At 61.5% G+C, this 8,087-nt stretch carries 8 protein-coding genes; 3 read left to right on the top strand and 5 right to left on the bottom strand.

All coding sequences use genetic code 11. The features are described from left to right. Positions 1 to 213: 213 nt before the first annotated feature. Entirely contained in the window at positions 214 to 1,221 is a 1,008-nt protein-coding gene (locus tag HU720_RS17455; RefSeq protein ID WP_186521188.1) for a bile acid:sodium symporter family protein, read from the bottom strand. A gap of 82 nt (positions 1,222 to 1,303) precedes the next feature. On the opposite strand from HU720_RS17455, the gene HU720_RS17450 reads away from it, so the two are divergent. Beyond that, positions 1,304 to 2,104: a helix-turn-helix transcriptional regulator gene (locus HU720_RS17450; protein WP_186521187.1), complete on the top strand. Its 801-nt coding sequence runs from the start codon at positions 1,304 to 1,306 to the stop codon at positions 2,102 to 2,104. A gap of 159 nt (positions 2,105 to 2,263) precedes the next feature. Here HU720_RS17450 and HU720_RS17445 read toward each other — a convergent pair whose 3' ends face one another. Beyond that, on the bottom strand, positions 2,264 to 3,508 hold the full coding sequence (locus HU720_RS17445; RefSeq protein ID WP_186521186.1) for a TerD family protein: 1,245 nt from the start codon (positions 3,506 to 3,508) through the stop codon (positions 2,264 to 2,266). A 335-nt stretch (positions 3,509 to 3,843) separates the two neighbouring features. Here HU720_RS17445 and HU720_RS17440 point away from each other — a divergent pair, with 335 nt between their 5' ends. After that, complete coding sequence (locus HU720_RS17440) at positions 3,844 to 4,389, top strand: DUF1523 family protein (RefSeq protein WP_186521185.1); 546 nt, start codon at positions 3,844 to 3,846, stop codon at positions 4,387 to 4,389. A 76-nt stretch (positions 4,390 to 4,465) separates the two neighbouring features. After that, a complete protein-coding gene (locus HU720_RS17435; protein ID WP_186521184.1) occupies positions 4,466 to 5,713 on the top strand; it encodes a VWA domain-containing protein in 1,248 nt (415 codons plus the stop codon). Between the two features lie 89 nt (positions 5,714 to 5,802). Here HU720_RS17435 and HU720_RS17430 read toward each other — a convergent pair whose 3' ends face one another. The 3 genes from HU720_RS17430 to HU720_RS17420 are packed head-to-tail and all read right to left on the bottom strand — an operon-like array spanning position 5,803 to position 8,050. Continuing rightward, the gene (locus HU720_RS17430) at positions 5,803 to 6,381 is read right to left on the bottom strand and encodes a TerD family protein (RefSeq protein WP_186521183.1); all 579 of its coding nucleotides are present in this window, start codon (positions 6,379 to 6,381) and stop codon (positions 5,803 to 5,805) included. 28 nt (positions 6,382 to 6,409) lie between these two features. After that, positions 6,410 to 6,985, bottom strand: a complete 576-nt coding sequence (locus HU720_RS17425) for a TerD family protein (protein ID WP_186521182.1) — start codon at positions 6,983 to 6,985, stop codon at positions 6,410 to 6,412. 30 nt (positions 6,986 to 7,015) lie between these two features. Then, positions 7,016 to 8,050 carry a TerC/Alx family metal homeostasis membrane protein gene (locus HU720_RS17420; RefSeq protein ID WP_186521181.1) on the bottom strand — a complete coding sequence of 345 codons (1,035 nt, stop codon included), beginning with the start codon at positions 8,048 to 8,050 and terminating at the stop codon, positions 7,016 to 7,018. Positions 8,051 to 8,087 lie beyond the last annotated feature (37 nt).

Below are 8,087 nucleotides of genomic sequence, written 5' to 3'. Positions count from 1 at the left end.
GGGCTGCTCAGCAGCCCTTTGGGTTTTCAGGGCTGCTGCGCAGCCCAACGCGGGACAAGCCCGCTCGCCACAAGGAGATGTGTCTGGCGAAAACAGGGTTGTACAAAACCATAGAATCTCCCACAGTGACCGCGTCAGCTGCGATATGGAGGGCTGGCTCAACGCCTGTGGGAGCTGGCGCCAGCCTGCGATGAGGCCGGTGCCAACGCCACGTTACTTCCCGGCAGCTACTGACGCCTGCTCTGGCGAAACGGGCGCCTCCGGCCGGCGTGCATAGCGCTGGGCCAGCGCCGCGCAGACCATCAACTGGATCTGGTGGAAAATCATCAGCGGCAGGATCAACAAACCAATGGTGCTGCCGGCAAACAACACCTGAGCCATCGGTACGCCGGTCGCCAGGCTCTTTTTCGAGCCGCAGAACAAGATGGTGATGCGGTCTTCAAGGCTGAAGCCCAACCACTTGCCCAACAGCGCCGTGATACCCAACGACAACGCCAGCACCACACAGCAGCCCAGCACGATCCACGCCAACATGGTCGGCGGCACCTGCTGCCACAGCCCGCCAATCACCGCAGCGCCGAAGGCCGAGTAGACCACCAGCAAAATCGAGCCCTGATCCACGAATTTCAGCCAGCTCTTGTTACGCCCTACCCACTCGCCGATCCAGCGCCTGGCAATCTGACCCGCCACGAATGGGACGAGCAATTGCAGGCTGATCTTGCGGATCGCCTCAAGGGTCGAGCCGCTGTCGCCATGGACGCCCATCAGCAGCGCCACCAGCGCAGGCGTGATGAAGATACCAATCAGGCTGGACGCCGCCGCGCTGCAGATAGCAGCCGGCACGTTGCCGCGTGCAAGCGAAGTAAAGGCGATTGCCGACTGCACGGTGGCTGGCAGGGCACACAGGTACAGGAAGCCCAGGTACAGCTCATCGCCCACCAGCGGCAGCAGTACTGGTTTCAAGGCAAGGCCAATCAGCGGGAACAGTACGAAGGTGCAGACAAACACCAGCAAATGCAGGCGCCAGTGCCCGGCGCCGGCAAAAATGGCCTCGCGCGACAACTTGGCGCCATGCAGGAAGAACAGCAGGCCGATGGCAATGTTGGTGATCCAGTCGAACGCCACCGCCACCTGGCCGCGAGCCGGTAGCACCGTGGCCATGGCGACCACTGCGATCAAGGTGAGGGTGAAGTTGTCCGGCATGAAACGCGAACGGGCCATACGCACGAATCCTGTGTTGTTTTGGTTGCCGGGCTACCTTAGCCTTGTTGGCGGTAACCGGCTAACGCGATGAGGGCAACAAATGTCGACAAACGGACAATACGACGTGCAGGAGCGCATCGTCCCGGCACTCACCGCACTGCCACGGGCGGTGTACGCGCGCACCGAGTCACTGGCCCTGCCCGAACGCACGCGCATGCACAGCCACCCGTGGGTGCAGCTGTCGTATGCCATTTCCGGCGTGCTGCATGTGCATACCGCCAGCGAGAGTTTCGTCGCCCCGCCCCGCCGCGCGGTGTGGATGCCACCGGGCATGGACCACGAGGTATTCAGTTTCGCCCGTACTGAAATGCGCAGCCTGTACCTGGCGCCGCAGTTGTTTGGCGCGGCGCACAACCATTGCCGGGTGATCGAGATCTCGCCGCTGACCCATGAGCTGATCAAGCAATTTGCGCGCTGCCCCACTGAATATGACGAAAGCGGGGAAGATGGCCGCCTGGCCATGGTTCTGGTGGACCAACTGCGCGCCGCCCGTGAAGTCAGCCTGTCGCTGCCGCTGCCCCAAGACCCACGGGTGCTGCAACTGTGCCGTAACTTGCAGGACGCCCCGGACGACAACCGCACACTGGCCGAATGGGGCGAGGCGCTTGGCGCCTCCGAAAAAACCCTGCGGCGCATACTGCTGCGCGAGACCGGCCTGAGCTTCCGAGCCTGGCGCCAGCGCATGCGGCTGCTGGGGGCGCTGGAGGCACTGGGCCGGGGGGCATCGGTGACCCAGGTGGCGTTAAGCGCGGGGTATCAAAGCACCTCAGCGTTTATCGCGGCGTTTCGAGAGCTGTTTGGCGTGACGCCTGGGGATTTTTTTAGCGTAACGGGTGGGTAGCTGTTTGCGTGGTATGTATCGGAGTTCGGGTATTGGGGCCGCTTTGCGGCCCATCGTGACACCGGGCCGCTCCTACCCCGACCACGGTACAAGCTAGTACGCGGCTGGGGGTAGGAGCGGCCTTGTGTCGCGAACACCGGCAAAGCCGGTGCCAGCCAGTCACCAATAGCGCTTGTTACCCTTGGCCTCAATGGGCTCGCCCTTGAACACATAGGGCCCGTCCATGGTAAGTACCAACTCCGCCCCCTTGCGCGTCAGCCAAGGCGTGGATTCAGAGCCGGCCCGCGAGGTCACGCCACTCGGGCTGATGCGGATTTCATCGCCGTCGATCTCAACCGTGCCCAGCACATAGGTGTAGACCGCACTGCTGAAAAAGCCCTTTTTGAACTCGAATGCACACTCGACCACCTGGTCGCCGTACTCCATGCGCATCTTCGGTTTGAGTGAAGCCACCGATACCGCGCCGTTGTCCACTGCCGAATACACACTGCACACCAACGCCACCTTGCCGCCCATGCGCTGGGAAATCTCGGTGCTGATCTCCACCGTCTCGATGCCGGGCGCCGAGACACTGGCCGCCACCACATCACCGGTATGGAAAACGTATGGATCTTCGGTCAGCGAACCGCGCTTGTCTGGCGCCTGGATGATCGACATGCGCCCGTCCGGGCGCAGAATACCGATGCGCAGGTCCAGGTCGTCGTTGTCCTGGCCGTCGCCGTTGTCCACCCAAGTGGCACTGACCTTGATGACTTTAGGCGCCGAGGCGCCCTTCTCCAGGGTCACCTTGTGCGCAGTGCCGGGCTTGTCGAGGGTGATCAACGACTTGCCGATGTTCACAGGCTTTGCGGGTGCAGGAGGTGGTGCTGCAACTGGCGCCTCCTCCACCTCAACCCCGTACAGCCCACACAACCCAGCCAACCCGGAAGCGAAGCCCTGCCACACCGCCCGGGCCTTGGCCTGGCCGTTGCGCACATATAACTCCAGTACGGTAATGCCGGTTTCCTGGTCGAAACTGCCCGGTTGCAGGTCAAGCACCTGATCGCCTACCAGCACCTGCGCGCGCAGGTCCTTGACCTGGGCAAAGCCACCCGCCGGGCCATCCTGAGTCAGGGTGATGGCAATCTTGCCAATGCCCGCTGGCAGGCGGTCCAGATCAAAACTGATGCTATGGGTGACCCGCTCGCCTGCGGTAACCGGCGCGCTGAACGCAGCCGCGCCAGAGGCGTGTTCAGGGGCGTTGAAGAACACCATGTCGCCGTCGTTGCGCACCTTGGCGCTGTCGGTGAGCAGGAACGCCGTGAGGTTGACGTCTAGGCCATTGCCGGCTGCATGGGTCACGCGCACCAAGCCTTTGGCCAGGCTGAGGTTGGTGTTGGCGCCGGGGGAGAGAGGGAGGTTCACTGTATTCGCCTTTTCCATGGGGAAGACCTTGCGCGGGCGTTGGCCTGGCGCAAGGCACGCTAACCGGGAGTATCCACCCCGACCTTGTTTCAGCACTGAGTCACGCCTGAAAAGCGTCGTGCAGAACCGGCACTACTCTGCCAGTTTTTTCACGCAGTGCAACCGCTGCAAACACCGTCCACAGGCCTGCGACGCTTCCCCTGGCGGCCACCCAGCACTATCATCAAGCACCCGTGAGCGGCGGTTTAACGCCGCTGAAGCACCTTGCAACACTTCAGCAATGCGGCGGCTGCTGGCTGTCGGCATATTTGCCCTTTTTTCCGGAGAAATGCCCGATGCGTTGGGTGAAACGTTCGATTGTCATCATCAGCTTGCTGATCATCGCGGTGCTTGGCGTATGCCTGCATCACTACCTGCCGCGCCAAGAGGTGGTTCACGTCACAGGCGTTGAGGTCAAGCGGATGGACGCCGATGGCGTGATCAGCGCCGAGAACCCGGCCGATGGCCCGACCCGCGACGTGTACTTCATCAACACCGAAGACCCGGTCACCCGTGAAGTCACCGTGTACCGCAACGAGGACACCGGCTGGGGCTTCCCGTGGTACTTCAAGTTCGACTCGGCGGACGTCCAGGCCCGCGCTCAGGGTTACTCCCGCGACCCCTCGCAGTTGGCGCTGATCCGCTATTACGGCTGGCGCTTCACGATCTTCTCGATGTTCCCCAACGTCACCGAAATCAAGGCCACCACCAGCACAGCCGAGCCGTTCCCGATGTTCAATACCATTTTCTTCAGCGTGCTGCTGATCCTCGCCGCCGTGCTGGTGGTGCTGGTGCGCCGCACCCTGCGCCGCCGCAACCAGCCGCTGGCTCCTCGCCCCTAGTTCGCCACAGGTCTAAGCCTCGGCGCGCAGCCTTAGCTGCCGCGCCCTGGCGGCTTTCACATAAGGACATGAGTTCATGAACATCACCCAAGGTCAGCGCCTGGCGCTGGGCTCCATCGGCATTGCCGACCGCGCCAACCTGAGCATCAGCATCCAGTCCGGCCACGTCATCGACATGGTCTGTTTTGGCCTGGACGCACAGTCCAAGCTGTCCGACGACCGCTACATGGTATTTTTCAACCAACCCAGCGCGCCAGGCGATGCCGTCAAACTGGTCGCCCCCGGGCAGTTCGAGATCAACCTGGCGGCGTTGCCGGCCAGCATCGACCGGCTGGTATTCACCGCGGCCATCGACGGCGACGGCGCCATGAAGGACATCGCCGACAGCCGCTTCGTCATCACCGCCCCCGGCAACCCAACAGGGGCCAGCTGCGCGTTTTCCGGCAGCACCTTCAGCGTCGAGAAAGCGATTATGGTCGCCGACATCTACCGCAAGAACGGTGAATGGCGCCTGCAAGCCAACCTGCAGGGCTTCAGCGAGGGCCTGGACGCGCTGGTACGCCACTTTGGTGGCGAAGTACTGGATGCCCCGCCCGCACCGCCCGTACAGGCCACCGTGTCGCTTGAGAAGAAAATCGCCGCCGCAGCCCCGGCCCTGATCAGCCTTGCCAAAAAGGCCCAGATCAGCCTTGAAAAGAACAACCTCACCCACGTAAAAGCGCAGGTCGCCGTGGTGCTGGATGCCTCCGGCTCGATGGATGGCCAGTACAGCGGCGGCTACGTGCAGGAGGTACTGAACCGCCTGATCCCGCTGGCAGTAGCCTTCGATGACGATGCCAGCCTGGATGTGTTCGCCTTCGGCGCCAAGCCTGCGCATCTGTCGCCGGCAACCCTGAGCAACTACAGCAACTACATCGAGACCGACCACCGCGGCTGGCGCAAGTGGGAGGTGGGTGCACGGGTCAACAACGAGCCAAAGGCCATGCGCATGGTCATGGACCACTACCGCCGCAATGGCAGCAAGCTGCCGGTGTACATCCTGTTCCTCAGCGATGGCGGCGTGCACGAAAACCGGGCGATCACCAAGCTTATGGTCGAAGCCGCCAGCCAGCCGTTCTTCTGGCAGTTCGTCGGGCTGGGCGGGCGCAACTACGGCATCCTGGAAAAGCTCGATGACATGGCGGGCCGTGTGGTCGACAACTGCAACTTCTTCGCCATGGACCACCTGTCCGACCTCAGCGAAGAAGCCCTGTATGACTGCCTGATGGAAGAATTCCCTGCCTGGCTCAAAGAAGCCCGCAACAAAGGCATCATTACCGGCTGACCGCGCAACGCGGGCAATTTTCTGCTTGGCGCCGCGCACAAAAAAGCCCCCGTCTGACGTCAGACGGGGGCTTGGTTCAACAGCGGGGTTTAGCCGATGCTGACGCCGTGGGCTTCAGCCAGGGGCTTGAGGCCGCCAGCGAAACCTTGGCCGATAGCCTTGAACTTGAACTCTTCGTTGTTGCGGTACAGTTCACCGAAGATCATCGCGGTTTCGGTCGAAGCGTCTTCGCTCAGGTCGTAGCGAGCCAGTTCCTTGCCGTCAGCTTTGTTGACGACGCGGATGTAGGCGTTGCTGACCTGGCCGAAGCTTTGCTTGCGGGCTTCGGCGTCGTGAATGGTCACGGCGAAGACCAGCTTCTTGACGTCCTGCGGCAGGCTGGTGAGCTTGACGTTGACTTGTTCGTCATCGCCATCACCCTGGCCGGAACGGTTGTCGCCCAGGTGCTCGATAGCGCCATCGGCAGACTTCTTGTTGTTGTAGAAGATGAAGCCGGCGTCGTTCAGGACCTTGCCGTTTTCACCCACTACAAACACCGAGGCGTCCAGGTCGAACTCGGTGCCATCGGTAACGCGTGCATCCCAGCCCAGGCCGACCACGATCTCGGTCAGGCCAGGGGCTTCTTTGGACAGCGATACGTTACCGCCTTTGCTCAGGCTAACAGCCATGGTTGCGCTCCTGTGTTAGGTAAGGGACTTAGAACTTCAGGCCGAAGCTGGTGGCAACAGCACGCAGACCGCCAGCATAACCCTGGCCGACAGCGCGGAACTTCCACTCGCCATTGTTGCGATACAGCTCGGCAAAAATCATTGCGGTTTCGGTCGAGGCGTCTTCAGCCAGGTCGTAACGAACCACTTCGCTGTTGCTCACCTCGTTGACGACACGAATGAACGCGCCGCCTACTTGGCCGAAGTTCTGCTTACGCGCTTCGGCATCGTGAATGGTCACGGTGAAGACGATCTTCTGGACGTCGGCAGGTACACGGCTCAGGTCGACCTTGATCACCTCGTCGTCACCGTCGCCGGCGCCGGTGCGGTTGTCGCCGGTGTGCTCTACCGAGCCATCAACGCTGCGCAGCTGATTGTAGAAGATGAAATCGGCTTCGCTGCGGACCTGATCGCCGGCGCCCAGCAGGAAGGCACTGGCATCCAGGTCGAATTCGGTGCCGTCGGTGGCGCGTGGGTCCCAGCCCAGGCCGACAATGATCTTGGTCAGCGACGGATCGGTTTTGGTCAGCGAGAGGTTACCGCCTTTTTGCAGGGACAAAGCCATTGCATAACTCCTTGTTGAATTGCCTGTGTATCAGTTGGATTCGGCCGACTTGTCTTCCTTTTCCGGGAAGACGACGCTGGCCAGAATGCCGATCACCAGTACCACCATGACGATGATGAGGCTGGTATTGGGGTCAATGGTGTAGCCGTGGTGGAACATGTGGTCAGTGGCGTTCAGGCCAAGCTTGACGGCAATGAAGAACAGCAGCGCGATAACCGCTTTCTCCAGGTGCACCAGGTAGCGTTTCAGTGCTTCGAGCACGAAGTACATGGTACGCAGGCCAAGGATGGCGAACAGCATGGCCGAGTACACGATCAGCGGTTCACGGCTGACTGCGATAACCGCAGGCACCGAGTCGAAGGCGAACAATACATCGGAAACTTCGGCGACTACCAGGCACAGGAACAGCGGCGTGGCGAACAGGCCGCCTTTGGCTGCCAGGGTCATGCCTTGGTTTTCCGGCTTCAGCAGCTCACCTTCAAGCTCCTTGCGGCGCACGAAGAACTTGTTGCCGTGCAGTTTTGGCCACACCGGGAACAGCTTCTTGGCGAAACGATAAGCCATGTGCTTGGAGTAGTCTTCCTCTTCTTCGTCGTCACCGCCGCTTCTGAGCATCATGACCGCGGTCCAGGCAACGATGATCGCGAAGACCACCTCCACCCATGGGCCAAAGGCCAGCAGGCCGGTACCGATGGCCACGAACACGCCGCGGAACACGATGGCGCCGATGATGCCCCAGTACAGCACACGGTGGCGCAGGCCGTCCGGCACCTTGAACCAGGCGAAGATGGCCATGAACACGAACAGGTTGTCGACGCTCAGCACTTTCTCCAGCGCATAGCCGGTGACGAACAGGCTGGCGACCTGGGCGCCGTGCTCGAAATAGAGGAAGCCGGCGAAGGCCAGGGAAATGGCGATCCAGAAGATCGACCAGACCGAAGCTTTCATCAGCGATACCGGCTTGTCGCCGCGGTGGGTAACCATGTCCAGCAGCAATGCGCCAACGGCGATGCCGACGAAAACCGCCATGGTCAGCGGGGGGAAACCGAGATGAGTCACTTCCACAATTGTCTACCTAAAAGTTAAAACCAGCCGGGGACAG

It is taken from the genome of Pseudomonas sp. SWRI51, from assembly GCF_014268825.1.
GTDB lineage: Bacteria > Pseudomonadota > Gammaproteobacteria > Pseudomonadales > Pseudomonadaceae > Aquipseudomonas > Aquipseudomonas farsensis.
Note: the sequence above shows the minus strand (reverse complement) of the source record. Positions and strands in the feature narration are given on the sequence as shown.